The organism is Reticulibacter mediterranei, assembly GCF_016587455.1.
This window is the reverse complement of the sequence record NZ_BNJK01000001.1, coordinates 3,246,181-3,269,025: the sequence shown is the minus strand read 5'-3', so window position 1 is coordinate 3,269,025 and position 22,845 is coordinate 3,246,181. Positions and strand designations below refer to the sequence as shown.

At 52.5% G+C, this 22,845-nt stretch carries 20 protein-coding genes; 11 read left to right on the top strand and 9 right to left on the bottom strand.

The window, feature by feature from the left end; translation table 11 throughout:
• Positions 1 to 10: 10 nt before the first annotated feature.
• Complete coding sequence (locus K3T83_RS13880) at positions 11 to 1,024, top strand: hypothetical protein (RefSeq protein ID WP_220203563.1); 1,014 nt, start codon at positions 11 to 13, stop codon at positions 1,022 to 1,024.
• Between the two features lie 11 nt (positions 1,025 to 1,035).
• Entirely contained in the window at positions 1,036 to 1,281 is a 246-nt protein-coding gene (locus K3T83_RS13875; RefSeq protein WP_220203562.1) for a hypothetical protein, read from the top strand.
• Positions 1,282 to 1,459: 178 nt separating this feature from the next.
• Here the strand turns inward: K3T83_RS13875 and K3T83_RS13870 are convergent, their stop codons facing one another.
• Together K3T83_RS13870 and K3T83_RS13865 are read right to left on the bottom strand one after the other, a co-directional pair.
• On the bottom strand, positions 1,460 to 2,314 hold the full coding sequence (locus K3T83_RS13870) for a DUF6585 family protein (RefSeq protein ID WP_220203561.1): 855 nt from the start codon (positions 2,312 to 2,314) through the stop codon (positions 1,460 to 1,462).
• Positions 2,315 to 2,377: 63 nt separating this feature from the next.
• A complete protein-coding gene (locus tag K3T83_RS13865; RefSeq protein ID WP_220203560.1) occupies positions 2,378 to 3,007 on the bottom strand; it encodes an FHA domain-containing protein in 630 nt (209 codons plus the stop codon).
• Positions 3,008 to 3,918: 911 nt separating this feature from the next.
• Here K3T83_RS13865 and K3T83_RS13860 point away from each other — a divergent pair.
• Positions 3,919 to 4,554 (top strand): DUF6789 family protein, encoded by a 636-nt coding sequence (locus K3T83_RS13860; RefSeq protein ID WP_220203559.1) that lies wholly within the window; start codon positions 3,919 to 3,921, stop codon positions 4,552 to 4,554.
• A 98-nt stretch (positions 4,555 to 4,652) separates the two neighbouring features.
• Here the strand turns inward: K3T83_RS13860 and pcaF are convergent, their stop codons facing one another.
• Positions 4,653 to 5,849, bottom strand: a complete 1,197-nt coding sequence (gene pcaF / locus K3T83_RS13855) for a 3-oxoadipyl-CoA thiolase (protein WP_220203558.1) — start codon at positions 5,847 to 5,849, stop codon at positions 4,653 to 4,655.
• Between the two features lie 3 nt (positions 5,850 to 5,852).
• Positions 5,853 to 6,623, bottom strand: a complete 771-nt coding sequence (locus tag K3T83_RS13850; protein ID WP_236064893.1) for an enoyl-CoA hydratase-related protein — start codon at positions 6,621 to 6,623, stop codon at positions 5,853 to 5,855.
• Positions 6,624 to 7,087: 464 nt separating this feature from the next.
• Here K3T83_RS13850 and K3T83_RS13845 point away from each other — a divergent pair, with 464 nt between their 5' ends.
• Positions 7,088 to 8,806: a peptide ABC transporter substrate-binding protein gene (locus K3T83_RS13845; protein WP_220203556.1), complete on the top strand. Its 1,719-nt coding sequence runs from the start codon at positions 7,088 to 7,090 to the stop codon at positions 8,804 to 8,806.
• 70 nt (positions 8,807 to 8,876) lie between these two features.
• Here the strand turns inward: K3T83_RS13845 and K3T83_RS13840 are convergent, their stop codons facing one another.
• Positions 8,877 to 9,521, bottom strand: coding sequence for a LysE family translocator (locus tag K3T83_RS13840; RefSeq protein WP_220203555.1), 645 nt, complete (start codon positions 9,519 to 9,521; stop codon positions 8,877 to 8,879).
• A gap of 21 nt (positions 9,522 to 9,542) precedes the next feature.
• Positions 9,543 to 10,208 (bottom strand): phosphoribosylanthranilate isomerase, encoded by a 666-nt coding sequence (locus K3T83_RS13835; protein ID WP_220203554.1) that lies wholly within the window; start codon positions 10,206 to 10,208, stop codon positions 9,543 to 9,545.
• 78 nt (positions 10,209 to 10,286) lie between these two features.
• On the opposite strand from K3T83_RS13835, the gene K3T83_RS13830 reads away from it, so the two are divergent.
• Positions 10,287 to 11,195, top strand: a complete 909-nt coding sequence (locus K3T83_RS13830) for an ATP-grasp domain-containing protein (RefSeq protein ID WP_220203553.1) — start codon at positions 10,287 to 10,289, stop codon at positions 11,193 to 11,195.
• Between the two features lie 5 nt (positions 11,196 to 11,200).
• Here the strand turns inward: K3T83_RS13830 and K3T83_RS13825 are convergent, their stop codons facing one another.
• Positions 11,201 to 11,851 carry a hypothetical protein gene (locus tag K3T83_RS13825; protein WP_220203552.1) on the bottom strand — a complete coding sequence of 217 codons (651 nt, stop codon included), beginning with the start codon at positions 11,849 to 11,851 and terminating at the stop codon, positions 11,201 to 11,203.
• Between the two features lie 317 nt (positions 11,852 to 12,168).
• Here K3T83_RS13825 and K3T83_RS13820 point away from each other — a divergent pair, with 317 nt between their 5' ends.
• From K3T83_RS13820 to K3T83_RS13795, 6 genes are all read left to right on the top strand, one after another.
• A complete protein-coding gene (locus tag K3T83_RS13820; protein WP_220203551.1) occupies positions 12,169 to 13,269 on the top strand; it encodes a helix-turn-helix domain-containing protein in 1,101 nt (366 codons plus the stop codon).
• On the top strand, positions 13,269 to 15,929 hold the full coding sequence (locus K3T83_RS13815; protein ID WP_220203550.1) for an AAA family ATPase: 2,661 nt from the start codon (positions 13,269 to 13,271) through the stop codon (positions 15,927 to 15,929). The genes K3T83_RS13820 and K3T83_RS13815 overlap by 1 nt, the downstream gene beginning before the upstream one ends.
• Before the next feature lie 693 nt (positions 15,930 to 16,622).
• Complete coding sequence (locus K3T83_RS13810) at positions 16,623 to 17,267, top strand: hypothetical protein (RefSeq protein WP_220203549.1); 645 nt, start codon at positions 16,623 to 16,625, stop codon at positions 17,265 to 17,267.
• Positions 17,268 to 17,285: 18 nt separating this feature from the next.
• A complete protein-coding gene (locus K3T83_RS13805; protein WP_220203548.1) occupies positions 17,286 to 18,437 on the top strand; it encodes an FAD-dependent oxidoreductase in 1,152 nt (383 codons plus the stop codon).
• Positions 18,438 to 18,481: 44 nt separating this feature from the next.
• Positions 18,482 to 19,516 carry a homocysteine S-methyltransferase family protein gene (locus K3T83_RS13800; protein WP_220203547.1) on the top strand — a complete coding sequence of 345 codons (1,035 nt, stop codon included), beginning with the start codon at positions 18,482 to 18,484 and terminating at the stop codon, positions 19,514 to 19,516.
• Positions 19,517 to 19,532: 16 nt separating this feature from the next.
• Complete coding sequence (locus K3T83_RS13795) at positions 19,533 to 20,342, top strand: phosphate/phosphite/phosphonate ABC transporter substrate-binding protein (RefSeq protein ID WP_220203546.1); 810 nt, start codon at positions 19,533 to 19,535, stop codon at positions 20,340 to 20,342.
• 89 nt (positions 20,343 to 20,431) lie between these two features.
• Here the strand turns inward: K3T83_RS13795 and larA are convergent, their stop codons facing one another.
• Both larA and K3T83_RS13785 read right to left on the bottom strand, forming a co-directional pair.
• Positions 20,432 to 21,706, bottom strand: a complete 1,275-nt coding sequence (gene larA, locus K3T83_RS13790; RefSeq protein ID WP_220203545.1) for a nickel-dependent lactate racemase — start codon at positions 21,704 to 21,706, stop codon at positions 20,432 to 20,434.
• A 177-nt stretch (positions 21,707 to 21,883) separates the two neighbouring features.
• The gene (locus K3T83_RS13785; RefSeq protein ID WP_220203544.1) at positions 21,884 to 22,759 is read right to left on the bottom strand and encodes an SMP-30/gluconolactonase/LRE family protein; all 876 of its coding nucleotides are present in this window, start codon (positions 22,757 to 22,759) and stop codon (positions 21,884 to 21,886) included.
• Positions 22,760 to 22,845 lie beyond the last annotated feature (86 nt).

The window sequence follows — 22,845 nt, the reverse complement described above, 5'->3', positions numbered from 1 at the left end:
GGAAAGAGCCATGCGACGACGAATAAGCATCCAGCTCCTGCTTGGTCTCTGCGCAGGTGTCGTACTTTGGCTACTGACCTCACCAGTGGCATACGCCGATAACTGTGGCAGCCTCCAGGATTGTTATTACACGATTGATGCTGCTGTAAAGGCGGCGATTGCTATTGCCATCGTTATCGGTGGAGCGCTCGGTCTTGGCCCAATTTTGCGCCTTCTAGGGATTACCCCTGAAGAGACTCCGAAGCCACCGGCTGAGACGAAAGAAGAGGCTGAGCCCTGTTGGTCAAAGCTTGAATTTCTAAAGGGAATGGCTGAAGGAGGAGCGCATATAGCAGGAGGAATGGCATTAGCAGCATTATCTGCTCCTGCATCTGTTGCAGTCGCTACAGGATTGAAACTTCGTTCAATATATGAAGCCTATTATGAAGGAGGCGGAGGGGGATGGGGTTTTCTTAATGCAATCAACCAGGTAAATCCTGTGTATCTGGTCATGGAGTCTGGTAATGCGGTATGGGAGGCAGCAAGCAAGGGTGACTGTCGTACAGCCGGAAGAGAGATGGTAAGTGCGGCTACAGGCGTGGTAAGTGCTGGTAAGGTAGCGGTGGGTGGTGCAAAGCTTGCGTCGAGCGCAGCGGGCTTTGTAGCAGGGCTGGTGCAGTGGGTAAAAGAGAAGGCAACCATGTCAAAAGAAGCGCGGGCCTACAATGATGGTGCACCAGGAAAAACAGTTGATCCTGTTATAGGAGAGACGCTAACACCTGCTCTCAATTACAAGGATGCGAATGGAAACATAAAGCAAGTTAGGTTTGATGGGCAAGATGGTAATATACTTGTGGATCGTAAGGTTTCTGTCACACGCTATCCTAAAGCACGGAGACAAGCTTTTAGACAATCGCAAGCTCTAGATCAAAACGACATGACGGGATGCTGGGAAGTTCCTACTGAAGCAGCAGCTGAGCAGGCCAGAAATATGTTGGCGAAATTAGGTATAACAAATATAGAAGTAAAGGTGGTATCACAATGAACCGATTTCTCATGCAAGCAATAGTAGAGTTGGCCGTTTTTGTAGGCATCAGCGATGATGAGATTGTCGATCCAGATGCCGCTGTAGAGCAATTAGAGCAACTCTCTATGATTTTGAAAGGCTTAACACCAGGCGAGCGCAGCACATTTATTACATTCATTCAAGGCATGGCTCATGCAGAAGCGGATGATCCGCGTGCTAAAGAGAGGGTTGAATTCTTGCATTCACTCGCTGAAAACATTGGCTCTGATGATTGACGAAAAAAATCAATTTGCCCTACATGGCCGCATTATGAAGCAGAGAACCATAGGCTACGAGGCATCAATCAAAATGGGCGATTATTCATTGGCATGGTTTGGCCTTAGAAGGCGCTTCCTCTCGTGCTTGTTCATCCCGATCCTTATGTAGAAGATGTGACCTTCCAGTAATGGAGTTTCATTTCAGGTGGAGTCCTGTACACTCAATACACCCTCCGCTAACCTCATGCAAGAGCCTTTCCAGCAGGCAGGTGTTTGGGATCTGCGATACCGGGACACTGAGTTGGGCTGAACCGGCTTCCTCCCGGCCTTTGATCACCAGCGCATCGTCCTTCACATGCACGCGAGCGATATCATTCCAGGCAAGCGTCTTCTGATCAGAGGGAGTGATAGTCAGGTCCACTGTATGCACGCTGACCGAGAGCTTCCCGAAGATGACCGGGCGACCTGCATGATAGCTTTCCAGGGCTCTTTGGAGATGACGTTGCGTATATTCCTCTTCGATGCGTTTCCACAGCTTAGGATAACTGATGTCCTGCTTCGTTCCGTCCTTTCTAATCACCCAAAAGGTATGATGACAATCCTGCTGTTCGCCACTGCACTCGATGCCGTGGTAGACCTCTTCAACCTGATCCCAGCGGGTCACGTCTGTAACATAGCCTTCGCCACGGCCTTTGAGCATCGCAAATCCCTTAGTATACTCATAAGCTCGCTTGTTGAACCGTTCATTCGTCCCGAGGCGCCGTTGTCCCAGGATGGCGAGCCCAAAGAGCGCGAGGAAAACACCAGTAAGGCAGATGAGCGGCAGCCCACAGATCGTGTTAAGACTTCCCCACCAATAGGGATTGGTGCTCACTCCCTGGATGCAGAGGAAAATGCTATAGATCACGATCCCAGGACCGAGAATGAGCAGGACGAGAACGTTGCGAAGAGGTGGCCTGTATATCTTGAGGGGCTGACCGAGATTATAGGCTCTTGCTACCTGGAACGCCTCTCGCGGTAGTTGATGCTTCAGTGTTGGATCTTGTCTCATTTGTCAGACTCCTTCTCACCTGTCTTTCAGTCCATAAGCCTTAACTGGCAAAACGTGCACCATCTACCCTGCCGTAATGAAGCCAAAGATGATCTCGAGAACAATGAACAAGGTGATGAGGAAACAGAGGATTGCGCATCCAACATTGACCCCTACGTTTGACTCCAATGGAGTCAACCTGGATACCTGTGGCTCATCAGGAAGATAGCAGACACTGACGCTGGCCCCTTTGTCCCAGGTTTCATAGTGGTCCTGGTCCACTTTGATCTTACGGGAGTAAGTTTGACCATTGCACTCATAGCGTGCATGATAGTTCGACACCTGTGGGTGATTCAGCACAATAGTATTGCCAGTGTCGAGTCCGAGGGTGATTAATGGTGCACCTAGCGGGATTGGTGCAATATCAGGCACAGGCAGGCGTGTGATGCCGCTGCCGTCATAATAGGTGAGCGTGACCAGCGTGCCATGTTCGTTCCCAATGCGCAACATGTCCCCATTACTCAGAGTGCGCGTAAACAGCATGTCGCCGGGATAGTGTTTTCCCTGGTAGAGGATGCCATTCGTCGTTTTATGGTGTGGCTGCAACGGGTGAGGGTGAATTACTACCCATTGACCACTGTCTTGCTTGATTTGTAAGTGAAATCCAGAAACAATCACCTCGTCGATGACGATATCATTTGATGTTTCTGTCATTGCTTGTGAAACTTTGGCTAAACCACTTGCCAACCGTTGTGCATCCCAAGAATGTCCAAAGAGGTTCCAAGAAGCTGTGCCTAAAGATTCGCCTGTTTGTAGCATCCTTTCAGCAATAAGGTAAGCATTTTGAGCTTCCCTACTTAAAATGGGCCAAAAAGGAAAATTTGCAGCCATGTCGACCTCCAATCATAACTCGTCAGGTGTCGTTATTAAATCTCTTATCAGGCTATTTCAAAGATTCTAACCGGCCTCACGACTGCATTCTTTGTGGAAAAATAACTTCCAGTGAGGGAGTCGGCTGGAGGGAAAAGGGGTGCTCACAGTGTGAACAGAACCTCGCGTGAGTACGAATCGCCTGACCGCAAGTGCTACAAATCCTGGGCGGTCCTTGTGGCTCTAATGTATCAGGAAGGATGGAGGACATCGTAGCCTCCTTCTGGGTGAAGCAAATGCGCTAACCCACTCTGCCTCTTGCGTTATACCACGTTTGAACTAAATGTACTTTATTATCAATGGATAAGAGAGGACGTGATCGATTTAAAATATTGTCAAAATTCATTTTATATGATGCCATTAAAAATGGTGTGATGCTAGATAACCACGCTTTATTTGATTTATAATAGATCATCCTCCTTTTTTTAGTGCTACAATCGGTTTTTTCGGTGAAATAGAAACGCAAATCAAAGGCGAGAGGCGCCCTACACTCGACGTTATACCTTTTTTACGTGGATGAAAAGGGAGGCTGTCCTGAAATACTGTACACAGGCTTCTCAGACTGTTTCCAAAGGGTCGGTTCTTTTCCCTGAGACGATGTTTTCTGTTGAGTTCACGACCTTTTGCTCTGCATTCCCTATGGTATTATAATTGCCGTCTGATTGTAGTATTTCTACAATAGAAAGAGGAAATACATGCACAGAGTGGCGACCGCAAAAAAACTCTGGCTCCTCTTTGCTTTCTTGCCGCTGGCGAGTGGAGCAGTGCTCGTCGTCCATGTCTTAACCCGGCTCTCTCTGGGGCTGGCTCTGGCGGTAGCGAGCATCCTAATTTTCTCCATTGGCCTATTCACCTGGCGCTGTCTGACCTCAGCAGCCCGATTAGAGCTCAAGAGGCGCATCAAGGCCGGAGCAATGGCGGGCTTGCTGGCAACGCTGCTCTACGACCTTTCACGGTTGTGTATCGTGACCGTCTTTCACGATACCTTCTGGCCTTTCGATATCTTTCCTCTTTTCGGATATGCCATAGCTGGTCAGGCCCTGACTCTGGGGATTGCTACCGCGATTGGTCTGCTCTATCACTACACGAACGGACTCTTTTTCGCCGTTGCCTATGCCATTCTCTTTGCCCCTCGTCAGTGGTGGCTTGGCATCCTTTGGGCCTTAGGGCTGGAGGGGTTCATGATCGGGATCTATCCTGGCTGGCTCCATATCCAGGCGTTGAACGAGTTTCTGAGTGTTTCGCTGGTGGGGCACCTGACCTATGGAACGGTTCTAGGGATCGTCAGTCGAAGGAGGTGGGTCTATGCACCCTGCTGCCGTCTTCTGTGACCACCAGCCTCTCCAGCGCAGTGAGACGAGGGGAAGACAGCAAGCACCATGACCTTCTCTGCCCGTTAGTTCCGTCCTCATTCTTTTCCGCGAACCGCTCACAGTCGCTCAATAATACAGGCAACTCCTTGTCCGACGCCGATACACATGGTTGCCAGTCCGTAACGTCCGCCGCGCCGTTCCAGTTCGTGCAGAAGAGTGACAATCAGGCGTGCACCGCTACAGCCGAGCGGATGCCCCAGCGCGATAGCCCCACCGTTGACGTTGAGCTTCTCCTCGTCGATTTCCAAATCGCGTACGCACTGCAAGACCTGAACCGCGAAGGCTTCGTTGAGTTCGATCAGGTCCATATCCTGAATACTCAATCTCGCCCGTTGCAAGACCTTGCGTGTCGCTGGGATCGGTCCAAGCCCCATATAGGCGGGATCAACGCCAGCAACCGCTGTAGCAACGATCCGAGCGCGTGGCTGCAAACCCAGTTCTTCCGCCTTGTTGCGCGCCATCAGGACCAGCGCCGCCGCCCCATCATTGATGCCAGCAGCGTTTCCAGCAGTGACGCTGCCATCTTTGCGAAAAACAGCTTTTAACGCCGCCAACTTCTCCAATGATGTATCTGCTCGTGGATGTTCGTCTTGCGAGACGACTATCTCAGCGCCTTTCTTCTGTGGGATAGTAACCGATATGATCTCCTGTGCGAACAGGCCCGCTTGTTGAGCGGTGACGGCTCGTTGATGGCTGCGCAACGCATAGGCGTCCTGCTCGGCACGGCTGATGTGATAGCGCTCGGCCACGTTCTCCGCCGTCTCGCCCATGCTATAGGGATGGTGCATTGCCGCCAGCTTTGGGTTGACGAAGCGCCAGCCCAGCGTGCTATCTTCCAGCTTCATATTGCGACCGAACGCCGCATCGCTCTTGCCCAGCACAAAGGGAGCGCGGGTCATGCTCTCCACGCCGCCAGCGACAAAGGTATCGCCTGCCCCTGTCTGGATCGCCTGGGCCGCGCTGTTGATGGCTTGCAGACCAGAGCCGCAGAGCCGATTCACCGTCTGACCGGCAACGCTGATCGGCAGACCAGCGAGCAAGAGAGACATGCGGGCCACGTTGCGATTATCCTCGCCAGCTTGATTGGCACAGCCGAGAATGACATCTTCTACGCTACCAGGATCGATATTTGCTCGTCGTACCGCCTCATCAATCACCAGCGCACCCAGATCGTCGGGCCTGACATCTTTCAACACGCCGCCATAGCGTCCGATGGGAGTGCGTACGGCTGAGAGGATAATGGCGTCTTCCATCGTTTATCTCCCTTGAAATTCTGCCTTGCGTTTCTCTATAAAGGCTTGCATTCCTTCGCGCATATCTTCGGTTGCAAAGAGCAGGAAGAAGTTTTTCCGCTCGATCTCCAACCCTTCTGCCAGCGGCGTTTCAAATGCAGCTAACACAGCCTCTTTCGCCAGACGTGCCGCGATAGGTGCCTGTTCTGCGACCATTTTTGCCAGCTTGAGTGCCTCGCTGAGATGTTCTCCTTTAGGAACGACGCGGTTCACCAATCCGTGCGCTGCCATCTCTTGAGCACTGATCTGTGTACCTGTCAGCACCATCTCCATTGTGCGATATTTGCCGAGCGTGCGTGCCAGCCGTTGCGTGCCACCCGCGCCGGGAATAATGCCGAGCAAGATTTCGGGCTGACCGAAGCGCGCATTTTCCGACGCCACGATCATATCGCATAACATCGCCAGTTCGCAGCCTCCGCCCAGCGCATAGCCGCCAACCGCCGCGATGATGGGAGTGTGAATTCGTTTGATGCGGAGCCAGTGCTCGAAATCGCCCTGTAACATATCAATGGGAGATTTGCCTGACATCTCTTTGATATCGGCACCTGCCGCGAACGCCTTCTCGCCCGCTCCCGTCAGCACAATACAACGAATCGCCTCGTCGCGATCAAATTCCTCTAACGCTGTGGCCAGCTCGCCTATCAGCGTGGTATTCAGGGCATTCAATTCTTTTGGTCGATTGATGGTCAGAATACCAACACGCTCATCACGTTCAACAAGAATATACTGTGCCATAACGCTCCTTCGCATCGTTGCTACTAATTGTCTCTGTTCGGCTAAAATATCTGCTATAGTATATCACTCTGAAGCGTACCGCTCCGATTCTGGCGCGTATGGATAAAGCATACAGAGGCCGCCAAAATGACAGGTGGTATCTACGCGTTTTCACCTTTTCTATGCTACGGACATTTGTTCATACTAGTAAAAAGATCCACTGTTCGTTCATGCGTTGCATTTCTTGAGAGAATCGCGGCTTTCGATAACGTAATAATAATAGATGTCGATCTCGTCAAAATGCTGCGCTTCTCTGTGAAAAGTCCGCGTGCCAGCGGGCAGAAGCAAGGAGGGTCGATCCGCTCAAAAAACTGTGTGTGCGTCTCAACTCCAGGTAATTTGTTGCGTACTCTTGACCTGATTTCCGGTCAAGAAAGAGCATTTGTGTGTTTTGCATGGAAAGAAAGCGAGGGAACGTCTACTCTATGCGTAATCGACTTATTACCAGTATTATCCCCACCTGCTCGCTCGTCGTTTTGCTGTTGCTGGCGGCTTGTGGCACCGCGTCAACGCCGGGCGGTTCGTCGGCTACTGGACAGGCGCAACCTGCCTCCGCCGATAAGCAAGTATTTCGCTGGCCGATAGGCAACGCGGATTTTATCACGCTAGACCCGGGGCTGGCCCAGTATGCCAATAGCATTCTCGTGATCAACTCGCTCTTCACCGGGCTGGTCGAGTTGAGCGGCAAGGGCGAGATCATTCATGTCCTTGCAGCTTCTCATCAGGTCTCGTCTGATGGTCTCACTTACACCTTCCCGCTGCGTGATAACTTGAAGTTTAGCGACGGCAGTCCGATCACGGCAGATGATATCGTCTATAGCATCAACCGCACGCTTGACCCTGCGAACAAATCCGAAGTTTCGTTTTATTTTAGCGCCATCAAGGATTACGACAAGCTCCAGAGCGGCAAGGTGAAGACGCTCATCGGCACCAGCTTGCTTGCTCCTGATCCCAAGACCGTCAAGATCATTCTTGGTCAACCCACCGGCTACTTTCTCGCCGCCCTCACCTATACAGCTTCTTATGTGGTCAACCGGAAGCTCATCGAGAAATATGGCAACAAGTGGACCGATCATATGGATGAAGGAGGAACAAGCGGCCCATTTAAGGTGGAAAAATATTCCCACACGGTCGGGATTAGTGAGGTGCCTGACCCCAACTACTTTGGAGAGAAGCCAAAGCTGCAAAAACTTCAGTTCTTGATCGGCGGTGATCTGGACGTCGAGTACAAATCCTATCTCTCCGGCCAGTTCGATTACTCGCGCGTGCCCCCTATTAACATTCAGGAGGCGAAGGCGCGCAAAGATTATCACTTCGTCTTGCAGTTGCGAACGTGGTACATCACCTTCAATTTCCTGACGCCTCCGTTCGATAACATCAAGATTCGCCAGGCATTTGCTCTGGCGATCAATAAAGAGTTGTTGAACAAGAGCGTGTTGCGTGGGACGGCCCATGCCGTGAACAGATTTGTGCCAACCGGTGCCTTTACGGGCTACGATAATCAAAATATTAAGGGGCCAGATGGCACAACGAACCTGACCGGTAATGCTGATCTGGCGAAGAAACTGCTGGCTGAGGGCATGCAGGAGAAGGGCTACAAGAGCATCGCCGATCTACCCCCGATCACCTATAATGATCGCAACCAGAAGCAGACTAATGATATTGCGGCCTTCATTGTGCAGCAGTGGAAGGATGTGTTGGGCGTCAACGTCAAGATCAATGTGCTTGAACTGAGCAAGCTCAACGAACAGATAGACGCCACTAAGAACAACCCGAAAGGAATGCAATTGTGGTACGCGGGCTGGGGTCAGGATTATCCTGATCCGCAAGACTGGTTAAGCGTCTTTCTGGCGAAAGGAGTGGAGCAAAACGGCTACAATTACGGTCAGAATAATACCTCTGCCGCCACCGAACAGCAGGCCGTGCAGAAGCAGCTTGAGCAGGCCGATGTACTGACTGACCAGAAACAGCGTTTTGATATCTACCTTGACGCCGAGCAGAAGGCCGTCAACGATGTCACCTGGGTTCCCCTTTATCAGCCAAATATCGACCGCATGATTAATCCCAAAGTCGCTGGATTTGTCCTGTCGCCTTATGAGAGCCTCGATCCTGACGAATGGGCGCAAGTGTATATCACTCAGTAAAGCGATCCCGACAATTCAAGCGAGAGGGCCGTGACAGGAGCATTGCGGCCCTCTCTTTCTATCTGTTGATCTAGCGTTGTGTCGTTGCCAGACGAATGCCAAACGCGATCAGCACCGTTCCCGCCACCGCTTCTATCCCACGCTGTACCGCTGGTCGAGCAATAAAGCCGCGCAACCGTCCCAGAAACGTTGAGATGAGTGCGAGCCAGAGGATGCTCAGAACAAAGTGCAGGCCAGCCAGCAGCAGCGACTTGAGCAGGATAGGATCGCCCGGATTGATAAACTGTGGCAGGAAGGCCAGATAGAAGATCGCGACTTTTGGATTGAGAACGTTGGTGAGCAGTCCCTCGCGCAGGGAACGCCAGCCACCCACTGCTTGTGGGGTTTGGATTGCGAGGGTGGGAGCGGGTTCTGTATGATGGCGTGAGCGGATCATCTGCCAGAGCGACCAGGCTCCCAGGATAATCAGATAGCAGGCACCCGCGAGCTTGACGATTTCAAAGATGGCCGCCGACCGCACCAGAATAACCGATAGCCCCAGCGCCGAGAGCGTGGCGTGGATGAACAGGCCCGAACAGATCCCCAGAGCCGTCAAGTAGCCTGCACGCTGTCCACGCGCCACTACATTGCGAATCACCAGCATGGTATCCGCCCCTGGCGTAATTGTCAGTACCGTAATAATGCCCAGAAACGTGAAAAGCTGGGTCGTCAACATGATGTCTCTCCTGCGTTGTACTTATTGCCTATCCATATTCTGAAAAAACTGCGCCAATTTGCTTTCGTCAAGGCGTCCATTGGTACGCACGCCGCTGCATAGATCCAGGCCGAACGCGCCCACGCGTTGAATTGCTTCTCGTATATTCTGCGCTTTCAATCCACCGGCCAGGAAGACGGGAACATCCACTGCCTCGCGTATGATCCGGCTGACTTCCCAATCATGCACACGCCCGGTCCCGCCCAGTTCTTTGACGGCGAGCGTGGGATTGCCAGAGTCCAGCAGCAGCGCATGGACATAGGGAGCAATGCGCCGCGCCTCGTCCAGCGCTTCGAGACCGCGCACATGGATCACCTGCACCAGCGCTATACCAGGAAGCGCCTCGCGTAAGCGCGGATAGCCCTCTTCCGGCAAGCTATCCACCAGTTGTATCGTATTGACCCGGCAGCGCCGCTGTTGTGTGATAATATTGTCAACATCCTGCTGGCTGGTCAATAAAAAGGAGGCGATCGCTGGCGGGATGGTCTCGGCGATGCGGGCGATCTCTTCTTCTGTGATGATTCCAGGGCCGCTGGGCATAGCTGAAACAAGCCCCAGAGCTGAGGCCCCGTACCGAATCGCTAGATGTGCCTCCTGGACGCTGCTGATGCAACAGATTTTGATACGTGGCCGGGTGATGGCCTCCATGCGTAACTCCTTTGCTGAGTGTGTATGTAACGATGTTATTATATAGTATCTATATTCTTCTTAATGCGTCGGGGAGCAATGCGTATTATATTCTGTGCTGATCCCTTTCAGCCATCCGTACCAGATTCAGCCTACGCAGCCGAAGCTGCCGCTGCTGAACAGGCCGGTTTCACCGTTGCGCTGATACGTTACGAGGCGCTGGTCGAGCAGCAGGATGAACTGCGAGCCACTTGGCGGGTTGTGCCAGGAGAGCAAGAACTCGCTATTTATCGTGGCTGGATGCTCAGACCGGAAGCGTATGAGCGGTTGTATCATGTTTTGAGCGAGAAGGGCGTTGTGCTGATCAATGATCTCGCCGCGTATCGTCATTGCCACTACTTGCCGGAGTGTTACCCTCTCATCGAGTCACATACTCCCCGTTCGACCTGGCTCAATCTGACCTCAACTCTTGATCTGGATGAAATCATGTGCCTGCTGGTGCCCTTTGGCGATAGGCCAGTGCTGCTAAAAGATTTTGTGAAGTCCAGAAAGCATGAATGGTTTGAGGCATGCTATATTCCTCGCGCATCGGATAGGGTTGATGTGGAGCGCATTACACAGCGTTTTCTAGAGTTGCAAGGCGAAGAGTTGAACGAGGGGCTGGTCTTCCGCGAATTTGTGGAGTTTGAACCGCTAACGATCCATACAAAGAGCGGAATGCCGCTCATCAAAGAATACCGCCTGTTCTTCTGTGAAGGACAACTGATCAGTGCCACGCCCTATTGGGATGAGGGCGATTATGGCAATGATGCGCTGCCGTTGCCATTGTTCTGCTCAATAGCGCAATCGGTACACAGCCGCTTTTTTACGCTGGATATCGCTCGTCGTCATGATGGGCAATGGATGATTATCGAGCCAGGGGACGGACAGGTTGCGGGTTTGCCAGCAAAGCTCGAAGTTGTAGAGTTCTATCGCCGTTTATACTCAACAGTATCAAGTAATGCATAGTAGCTTTATCGCAGCATGCGAAGAATGGTGAGGAGCATCCAGAGCAAAAGGGTGAGGATGAACGTTATGAGATAGCCCGATATGCCTGTAATGAACATACCAAAAGTACCAATCAGGGCGCAAGATAAGTAGAAATATATAAATGTTATGAAGTAATGGGGTGGGAGTAAAGGCGTGGATTGCGTTTGTTCGGAAGGACAGGGTGGTTGTGACGGAGTGACGGTCAGCGGGATCATCTCCCTGGTGCCGCTTTCAATCAGGTGGTAAGTGCTGGCAAAGGGTGAGTATTGCTTGAGCCAGAGCTGGCTGTCGGTGAGAGGATTCTCCGGGGCATTGACAATAATGGTGACGATGCTACTGGCTATATCCCAGCCCACGTGGGCAGCAATAGCCAGGCGCAATATATCGGAGCGCCGTTTCAGCATGGCAGCCAGGTTCCAGACTCTTCTCGTTCTCCGCTCGTGGATAAAAATGATGATTGCATTCTTCCACGCTTTTTCCCCTAACTGGGTGGTAATCCATGCGAGGGTCCGTTTTTCTTCTTCGCTGATGGGATGAATATGGAGGGGAGTAATGTAGATGATACGCGTTCCTGGAACCTGTCGAGACAATGCATGTGGTATAAAAAAGTGTTTGGTGGCTGAATCCTCTTTCATAGAATGAATTGTAGCTCAGAAATTGTAGCTTAGAAATTACTGCTTTAGGAATTATAAAGCCGCCCGCCTTATTTTCGCCTTTTTTGCAAATTGCAGTCTAAAAATCTCTCTTTGACCACATTGTACAGTATACAGGTCAGGGATGAGATGGTAGAATATCATTGTTATCAACTACTTGTCACTTGCCTATCATGGGAAGGCCGAGATGGTGGTGAATGTGATGCTCTTTAACCCTTGTATCTGGTGTAGCGCGGGTATTTTTCTCCCAACATCTTTTGTTAAAAAGCATTAGCGCGTTCTAGGAAGGGGTCCAGGCAGTGAAAAGACCTCGCGAGGCGGTTCCCAATCATTTATTGAGAACCGCACGAGAAATTCATGGATGGACACAGGAAGAATTGGCTGAGAAGATCGGCACGACAAGTGTAACGATCAGCCGATGGGAAAGTGGGGTCACTGTCCCCAGCCGTTATTTTCGTAAGAAACTTAGTGTTCTGTATGACCAGAGTATTCAGGCGCTTGGGTTACTGCCCGAGGAGGGCATCGGCTCGCCTCGCTCTGCCTCCTCGCCCTCTGCTTCTGCCTCTCCAGCACAAAGCAAGCGTGCATCTTTGCCTCGCTCAGAAACCTGTTTTCTTTTTAACGAGCCGCTGCCTGAGCCAGACGAGTTGTATGGGAGGAAGCGTGAGCGCGATACCCTGCTCAATCGTACCTACCGCAAAGCTTCAACTTCGGTCGTGGGGCCGCGCCGCATTGGGAAGACCTGGCTGGTCGATTATTTGCGCCTGGTTGCCCCACACGAACTTGGTTCTCGCTTCCTTACTGGCTATCTTGATGCCACAATGCCCAGCTGTAAGACGGTGAAAGGCTTCGTCGGCGAAGTTCTGGAAGTGCTGGCCTTACCTGCTACGGGTAATAGTGATCTGGTAATGCTCGAAAAAGGCCTCAAAAAGTTAAAAACCAGTAATACGGTTCCTGTTCTCTGTATCGATGAATTTGAAGGCCTGGGTGATAGAAAAGAATTTACGCTCGACTTTTTTCGTGGACTGCGAGCGATGACGCACGGCTATGGCCTCGTATTGATTACGATCAGTCGCCAGCCGTTGAGCCTGGTTGTTGGCAAAGATGTCGAAACCAGCGGCTTCTTTAATATTTTTGAACAGGTGACCTTAGAACCGTTTACTTATGAAGAGGCGGCAGATTTCATTCAGGAGAAGAGCAAGCAGGCCAATTTTACGGAGCAGGAATGCCAGTGCCTGTGGAAATATGGGGAAGAGAGCGAGCAGGAGTGGCCAGCTTTACGGCTGCAACTGGTCGGCAAGATGTTGATGGAAGAGCGAGGTCTGCGTGGAGACGGTGCGAAATATTGGCAACGCTTTGAGCAACGCCTGGAGGAGATCTACAAGGAAGTAGTATTTTAATGCAACGATGGAAACAATTCTGGCGCTACTGGTATTATGAGCCGCTTATCTGGCTCTTACGTTGTTTTTTTCAACCGGCGGGATTTCGTCAGGACATCGAGGTTGAGCAATTCTCACAACGCATGTTTCTGATGCTACGCCTGGTGTTACCTATGCTGAGCTGGACCTATCCACTGGCACTTCTGATACGAGTTATCCTCTATGCAACCGTTCCGGCATGGTATCCTGACTTCCATATACAATGGTCGATGTTCTGGCAGTCCGATGTCTTCCCGTTTGTTTTTGAGACGACCTGGCAGGCGGTGCTGGGCTGTCTGGCCGGTGGATTTCTAGGCGGCATGTTTGGTCTGGTGTATGGTATTGCCTTTGGGCTGGCCTTCAGCCTGGGTGGAGGCATTGTCACCTACGATATGCCCGATCTTGTTATTGCCGCTATTATTGGCCTGATCCTGGGCCTGATCCTGGGTTTGACGTTTAATAGCGGCTGGGTGGTCAAGCGCGGAGGCGTGCGGGGAGCGGCGCTGGCATCGGTGATTGTGGCTGTTGGCAGCATGGTGATGGGGGTCGCTATCTCGATCTTTCCCAGCTATTGGGTCGGGCTGGTGGTGGATTGTCTGCATGGTCCAGGGTTGCTCGGAGCGATTATCGGGGCCGTGATCGGCGGTCTGTCGGCTATTATGTTGATCTTTGTGGTGGGAGCGATTATCAGGACGCGTTCTCCCCGCCTGGGCGAGGCTATCGATATGAGCATTCGCGCAGGCATCGCGGTGGCTGGTGCGTTGGGCGCGTCGGTGGGTTTGCAGGTGGGAGCTGTTGCCATCGGTACATCACACCACATCAACGACGCACTGGCTTCCGGTGAAAGCAATGGCCTGATGACCAGTGCTATTTTTTTCTGCGGCTATCTCTTCAGCTATTATCGCCTTCCTCTCTATCCCTTCGATGCCCTCTCGCTGATCAAATCATACCTGCTCAGTCAGCGAGAACCAGCGTTGGTCTTTTATCATCTCAAACATTGTGCGCTGCATTGTGACGAAGTGGTCTTTCTGCCCCTGCCCTATGTGCGCGCCCTTTTGCTCATCGCAGCCACTCAGAATGTTGAGGTGGCCCTTGAAGAAATTGATTTCATCGTGCATGAACGCTCTCAGCAGAGCGGAGCGGCACGAGCAGCAGCATTGGAAATCGCGCTGTTCGATTTGAGTATGCGAGAGAGTCTGCGCGATATCAGCCATGTGCATCAGAGGCTCTCAATCCTGTTGCCAGTGGAGATTCGGCAGGCGGACCCGCTGGTGGCGAGGGTCTTTCGCCATATCGAGGATGCCAGCCGCGATGCCGTCAGCTATTACGCGCGCCTCAAGTGGCAGGCTCGCTATGATGCGCTGGAGAGCATGAAGGCCAATTTGAAGAGGATCTATCCACTCAACACGTTTCGCGAGACCGCCCTCAATCGCATGCTTGATGAGGTGGTGCATACGTGGAATACTGTGGCGTTGCGCGAGCAGGAGTATATGGAGCGTTCGACGGATCGCGCTGGGCAGATCGAAAACCCCTACACTCCTGGTCTGGTGCTGGAGAGGCATGATCCGCTCTTTGTTGGGAGGAAAGATCTGGCCCATCAACTCAGCGACGCGCTCCGCCGCAGTCGGCGTCCTACCTTCTTTCTGACCGGCGAGCGACGGATGGGCAAGAGCAGCATTCTCAAGCAGTTGCCCGACCTGTTGGGATCGCACTATTTGCCAGTCTTTTACGATCTACAAAGTACAGGCATCGCTTCCAGTATCGCCGCGCTGCTGGCCGCCATCGCTGAGGGGATCTATGAGCTGTTAATCACCAGAGGGATGCTGATCAAAGAACTCTCCTATGAGCAACTGAAAGAGGATCTGCGCGATAACGAGGCAGTTGTCTATCATCGCTTCGGGCGCTGGTTGAAAGAAGTCGAGCGCGTCCTGGAGCGGGAGGATCATGTGCTGTTACTGGCCTTCGACGAGTTTGAGAAGCTGGAAGAGGCGGGCGGCAAGCAGCATCTTGATCTGGCCTTGCTGCTGGACTGGTTTCGCAGCATCATCCAGAATCACTCGCGCGTGGCCTTGCTCTTTAGCGGAGTGAAGATAGTGAGCGATATGGGTGGCAACTGGGCTGGCTATTTTGTCAATGTCGAGACGTTGAGGGTGAGCTTTTTGCATCCCGATGAGGCCCGGCAGCTGATTGTGGAGCCGCTGGCGGATTTCCCGGGCACGCAGGTCTTTGCGGAGCCTGTGGTCAGCAAGATTATGCAGATGACGCGCTGTCATCCTTTTCTCACGCAAGCCATTTGCTCTATCATTATCACAAACTTGAACGCTACCACGCGTATTCAAGCTGAGCTTGCTGATGTGACAAACGCGGTGGAAGAGCTGTTCCAGAAGTGGGGCGACTATTTCCGCGATATGTGGGATCGCACCGACGCGGAGCAGCGACGTTATATACGAGTCGTACAGGCTTCAGGCAATGGCATGTTCGCGCAAATTCAAGAGGATGGTGGGCTTGATGAAGCGGCTACCCGGCGTGCTTTGCAAAAATTGCTCAAGCGCGACCTGCTCAGCACTCAGGATGGGCAGTATCACATCTCGATGCCCATCTTTGCCGAATGGATCGAGCGCTACTCGGAAAGTGTAAGCTGAAAATTATCACAAAAGCTGTATCCTTCGACCGGCTTGTCGCCTGAGATGAGCTGGTTTTGCGCTCAAAGAACGGCATAGTGAGACAGTTGTTCTATGTGTATTCTATCTATTATTTAGATTACATCTGTTGACATGGCGTTGACAAACTGCGCTTGTCTCCCTACAATATTAGTAACATCTGTTACTCACCAATGGCGCAAGGTAAGGATGCCGAATATCTTATTATGCAGGAGCAGACATACTGATGCAACTCGTTTCACTCAATCTTTCTTCGGACGACGTTGCTCGCCTCTCTAGTAGACGTGGTTGGGCCATCGGTCGTCTTGACGCTCAAACTGAGCGCTTGGTGTCGCAAAAGACACGCCTTCAGCGGCTCTCTGTTACCGCTGCGAACACTGTAACTTCATTTGTGTATTTTGACGCCTCATCCAGTGCTGTTCTTCCAGCTTGCCAACGCCCCCTCTTCTGCTCTTCCACCCATGCTCCCGGTTGCTCCCATTGTATGTGCCACTGTATGCATCACTGTTAATCCTCTGCATCCAGAGTAAAGTTTTCACACGACTTTTTCTATGCGCGGGCGTTCTCGCCTCTTAGTTGCGCGCATTATCGTATTCTCGTACAGAGAACGTTAAGTTGTACTTACATGCGTATGCCCATGTGGGTTGCTTTACCATAGATAAAAGGAGCCGACCGGTGAATCAGAATCAGTCATCCTATCAGAGTACAGAGGACCAAAAAGTTGTCTTGCCCCTCCAAAAAAGCAAACAGGATCTTGTCGTTTTGAAATATATGGCCCAGCAGGTGCGGGTCACGTTACAGGCCCCAGGCCAGTTAGAAGATGCCTCGTTGCCCTGGAGCTATTATCTCAATGAACGCCAGCGTCGTACCCATCGCATTCTTCTCTATCAACCTCAGCTGCTCTTGCAAAAGCACGACCTGGCTTTTGTCGGGTTTGTCAGTGGCAGACAACAGAACGCTGATCCAGAAACTGTAGACCGCCTGGATGCTGCTGATTATGACATGCTGTCCGAACTAACTCATGTTCCCGGATTGTTGAGCTATTCTTCGTTGGAATTGCGTGCCGGGCGCTGGTATAACCTGGTGATCTTGAAGAGCCTGGAGATTAAGTCGCACTTTCATACTATTGGCGCGCATCGGCACGCGGCCTATGAGCTATCTCCACACTATTACGAGTGGATACGCCTACATAGCGGCTCTCTGCCTGGAGGGTTGGCTGGTGGAAAAATGGCGTTATGTGGTACGAAGTACTATACCTTTCCAGGCAACGGGCAACGCCCACACGTACAGGAGCAGGTATACTCATCGTGTTGTGTTTAACAAAGGAAAGTGGTGGAAATGCAGAAAGTACAGGATCTTGTCATTATTGGTGGAGGGGTGATGGGCCTCTCCACCGCTTACTACGCCTCACACTTTACTCAGAAGATCACCATATTGGAGAAGGCCTCGATTGGTGTTGAGAACAAAAAAGCGGCCTCTTTTAGTTACACACGCTCTATCCGTAATGATTACCTCGATCCGCTCTATGCTCGCCTCGCATATCAGGCGCGTCGACTCTGGCTGGAATTGCAGCAGCACGCCACCGAGCCTTTCTTAATCGATTGTGGCTGCTTGAATATCGCCAAATCGAATGTGACGCCCAATCTGTCCGAAACTTATGCAGTGCAAAGCTTCCAGATCTTGACCGATTTGAAACTGAAGGCCGAGGCGCTCTCTTTTGATGAGCTACAGCAGCGCTTTCCACAGTTTGATGTTGATCTTGGCCGTCTGGATGTTGAGGCTGGCATGCTCTATGTGCCGGAGGTGACGCGCACATTCCTCTCCGCTTTGCGCGAGCGGCAGGTTGATATTCAGGAGCAGGTTGAGGTCTCGCAGATTCGGCAGCGGGACGATCATGTTGTGGTGACGACGAATAACGGCGAACTACTGGCAGCGAAGGTGATTATTGTGGCGGGATTGGGCACGAACGAGCTATTAAAGCAGATCGAGGGTTGTTCTGTGCAGTTTCCCCTCATTCCTGATCGTCCCAGTCAGTGCAAATACTTCTTCCCACCTGCCGCTCGCCGCGCCGAGTTTACGACGGACTCGCTGCCCGTCTTCGCGTACCTGGATGTGGGCATTTATGGGCATCCCATCTACGAGGGTAAGACGCAGGGCGTCAAAATCGGCTTTTATCATCCCCCCGACGCTCAGGTGGTCTCGACGCACATTCACGATGTCCATAGCTTCGTCGAAGAGTGCATGCCCGTGCTGCGCGATGCTCAGGCGGTGGATGTGCAGGATGTCGATCAGTGCTTCTACGATCTGGTGGCCGACGATAACTTTATTCTGGGCAACGCACCCGGCTTTGAGCATATCTATGTCGGCGTCGGCTGGCGCGGAACCGGCTATAAATACGCGCCCTGGATCGGTCAGACCTTGATGCAACTGGCCTTAGAGGGCGGTACGGTCTACGATATCAGCCGCTTTTCCCCGCAACGCTTTGCATAACGTTTTGATTATCTACTACCACGAGAGCTACAGGAGGAGCATCTATGAGTCAAAGAACAACGAGAGGCGTGCTGGAACGCCTCGCAAATGGAGTCGTTGTTGGTGGTGAGGGCTATGTGTTTGAGTTGGAGCGGCGCGGCTATATTAAGGCCGGTCCCTATGTGCCCGAAGTCGTACTGGATTTCCCCAATGCCGTCAAGGAGCTGCATCGCGAATATTTGCGCGCTGGCTGCGAGGTTATGGTGGCGCTGACCTACTATGCTCATCGCGAGAAGCTCAAGGATGTGGGCCGCGAGAACGATCTCGAAAAGATGAATCGGCAGGCGGTTCGGCTTGCCAACGAGGTTGCACGTGAGGGCGATGCACTCGTGGCTGGCAATATCTGCAATACATGGGCTTATGACCCTGATAATGCGAAGGAGACGGCAAAGGTTGTGAGAGCACAATATGAGGAGCAACTCGCCTGGGCTGTTGAAGAGGGGATCGATTTTGTCATTGCCGAAACCAACGATTATCTTGGCGAGGCGTTGATTGGCCTGGAGGTCATCAAAGAACTCAAATTGCCAGCGATGATCACGCTGGCAACAGTGCAGCCAACGCAGACGCGCGACGGGTACGATTATGTGGAAGCCTGTAAGATCCTGGCTGATCATGGCGCGGATATCGTCGGCCTGAACTGTGATCGCGGCCCTGCAACAATGCTGCCTCTCATCGAGCAGATAAGAAAATCGGTCTCCTGCTATGTCGCGGCGCAGCCCGTCCCGTACCGCACAACTGAACAGGCATCAACCTTTGAGGCGCTGGAATTTAACGGACAGCGCTCCTTCCCCATCGGCCTGGAGCCGTTCCTGTTGACCCGCTTTGAGATGGCCGATTTTGCTCGTAGGGCGCAAGCGCTGGGCGTCAACTACATCGGCATCTGCTGTGGTGGTGCGCCTCACTATGTGCGAGCAATGGCCGAGGCGCTGGGTCGCACGGTTCCCGCCAGCAAGTATTCGCCTGCAATGGAACTGCATCCCATGCTGGGGACGCAGGTAGATGAGAAAGATCAACAATTCTTGAGCGACTGGAAAGATTAACGGATAGGAAGTGCATATGCAGCAACAGCCTGTCGAGACGCTACGGTTCGCCAATTTTCTCTCGCCCATTTTGCACAGCACCTATGAGCAGATTGCCCATTACGCCGGGCAAACGTTGGGTTTGCCTGCAACGCTGCACACAGGCCAATCCCTGGATGAGTTTGCAAATGGGCAGGCGGACGCAGGTTTTCTCTGTGGGCTGTTGTATGTGCGTATGCGGCAATGGGCCAATTGCCCTGTCGAGCTACTGGCGGCTCCCGTGCTACTGGGCGACCGCTATCAAGATCGGCCCATCTATTTCTCCGATGTAATCGTGCGCCGTGATAGTTCCTACACTTCTTTTGACGACTTGCAGGGCTGCACCTGGACTTACAATGAGGCCGCATCGCATTCGGGCTGCAATCTTGTCTGCTATAGTTTGCTGGAACGCCACAAATCCCCGCGCTATTTCGGTCGGCGCGTCAAATCTGGTTCACATCTCAACTCACTTCAACTGGTTAGCGATGGACAGGCAGATGCAACTGCGATTGATTCGCATGTGCTTGATGTCGTGCTACAGCAAAATCCTGCGCTGGCAACTCAATTGCGCGTTGTTGCGATGCTCGGTCCATCCGCGATGCCGCCCGTCGTAGTGGCGAAACGGCTTGACGCAGGACTCAAAGATCGCTTGCGTACTGCCCTGGCAGAGATGCATCATGATCCCTCAGCCATCCAGGATTTGCAGCAGGGTTTGATTCGCCGTCTCGCTCCCGTCGCTGACGAACACTACAACGATATTCGCCACATGCTTGCGACTGTGCAGGCTGTGACGTTCCCTTTTGTTTGACGTTTCCCAGTGCCATCCCGCTTGATGTGAAGCCAAGTTATATCGTTTTTGGTCTGCAACATTTGCCGGTCGAGTGGTAGCGATCTGCCCTACACTTTGCTACCTTCCGCTACATAGGGGACCGTCACCGGTCCTTCAGGCAACACTGCAATGCGTGCCTGGGGACCGTATGTGGTTAACAACTGATTGATGGTCGCTTGCAGGTCCGGTGCCGGAATCAATTGAGCGGCGCGTATCACATCGTCGGACAGGCTGGAATGGAGATAGACATCGGCCTGCAATTGCACCAGCGCTTGCTTCTGGACCTGCCACTGGTCATGCTCCAGGAAGCCTGGCTCCTGAATCATCTCCAGCAGAGCGGCAGGGGTCGAGCGCATCTGCAAGAGCGATTTATAATTGCCGTGATCGGGCAGGCCATCGCGACATTCTGCCACTGCCACAATCGCGCCGCCCTGACGAACGATCTGGGCCGCTGCTGTCATGCCCTTTACCGTCTGATACAGGTTTTGATCCAGCGGGTAGCCGTTGTTGCTGGTAATCACGATATCAAAAAAGTCATCGACTGGCCGGGTCGCCATGCGCGCCACCTGTTCACAACCAGCATAATGCGCCTTGAGATAATCGCCAGCGTAGACGCCTGTGATATTGCGTTTTTGATCGAGCGTGACGTTGACCATAAACTCTGGCGGGCTAAGCCGTACCGCAGCCTGAATGCCCTGCTGTACGGGGTTGTTGTTCAAGATTGCCCAGGTCGCGAGGGGATGGCCGATCAGTTCCGCGTTATGCAGTTTTTGGATCGTTTGAATACCGCCCAGGCCGGGAATAATTCCTTTCGCGCCTCCTGAATAACCTGCGAAGAAGTGTGGCTCGATAAAGCCTGTGACGATGCGAAAGTCGGCCTCGACATAGCGGCGATTGATCCAGACAGGCACGCCCGTTGCGCTCTCGCCCAGATAGACCAGCGTTTCGGGAGCGAAGGCATCGTGATTGACGATTTCAACTGTGTCCACCACCTGTTCGCCCAGCATGGAGATCAACTCTTCTCGCGTGTTGGCACGATGCGAGCCGGTGCCGTTGAGAATCACGATCTGCGAGCGTGGCACATGGGCAAGCTCCGCCAGCAACCAGGGCACGATCCGCTCGTTGGGCGTGGGACGGGTAATGTCGGAGATGATGATGGCGACGCGATCCTGTGGCGTGACCAGCGCTTTCAGGGGCGCGCTGGCAATTGGCTTGCGTAGTGCGGCCTGGAATGCGGCCTTTTCGTTCGTCAGCGCCGGCGTCTCGCGTGTACGTATCACTGTTGCATTATTCGGAATATCGATGCTGCGTTGTGTGCTGCCGTATGGGATCTGGATATGCATAGCAACCCCTCATAATGTCTGCTCAAAGAGATAGTATATTTGCTGTAGTATGCGTCTATTCTTCAAGCATACCACTCTTCGCATCGACGCACAACAACACGTCAACACTTCATGTTGTAAAAGGAAAAACCGCTCAATTTGAGCGGTTTCGTGTCTCAAAAGAGATATGGAGAGCAGTTAGCCGCCGAATTTATATTTCGGTAGCCCCTTGAAGTTCGTTTTGAGGCGGAACAGGTCGCCGGAGAGCGGATATTGTGTCCTCTGCTCTTCGGTCAGGCCGGTCCAGGCAGAGGTGATATAGAGTTCGTCCAGATTGGGACCGCCAAAAGTGCAGGCCGTTGTACGCAGTGCCGGAGTTGCAATCACGCGCTCAACTCCACCATCTGGATCATAGCGCACAATTTTAGCACCATCCCAATAAGCACTCCAGACAAAGCCCTCGCTATCGACGGTCAGACCATCGGGAACAGCTACCTCATCGGGCGTGTGAACAAAGGTGCGGCGGCTGGCAATAGCGCCGGTGGCAGCATCGAAGTCGTAGGCATAAATAATATGCAGGCGCGAATCTGTGAAATACATTGTCCTGTTATCGGGACTCCAGCCGATGCCATTGGAGGTGCCTATCAGGGTTTCCATCTCGTGAACTGAGCCATCGGGATCGAGTCGCCAGAGCCTTCCGAGTATCTCGCCCGTCTCGTCTTCGTTCATCGTCCCCGCCCAGAAACGTCCACCACAATCAACGGCCCCGTCATTGAAGCGCACATGAGGTAGACCTTCCCAGGGTTTGGCGATGTAGCTCAGCTTTTGCTCTTGTGTGTTCCAGAAAGCGAAGCCATCGCGCACCGCCATCACGAGACCACCAGAGGCACGCAGGGCCAGCACGCCAATTTTCACGCCAACATCGATTCTTTCGTGCGTGCCTGTTAGAGGATTGAGGCGAAAATAACAGCCATTGTTGATATCGACCCAGTATAACAACTGCTCATCGGCGTTCCAGACTGGCCCCTCACCCAATGAATTATGAATCGTCAATACATGTTCAACGTCGCTCATGCATAACCTCCATTTGGAATGATCTTCTCCCATGTAGCGACAATCCCTTGCGGTTGTCGCGGGCTGAACAAGCAACAGCGACAACC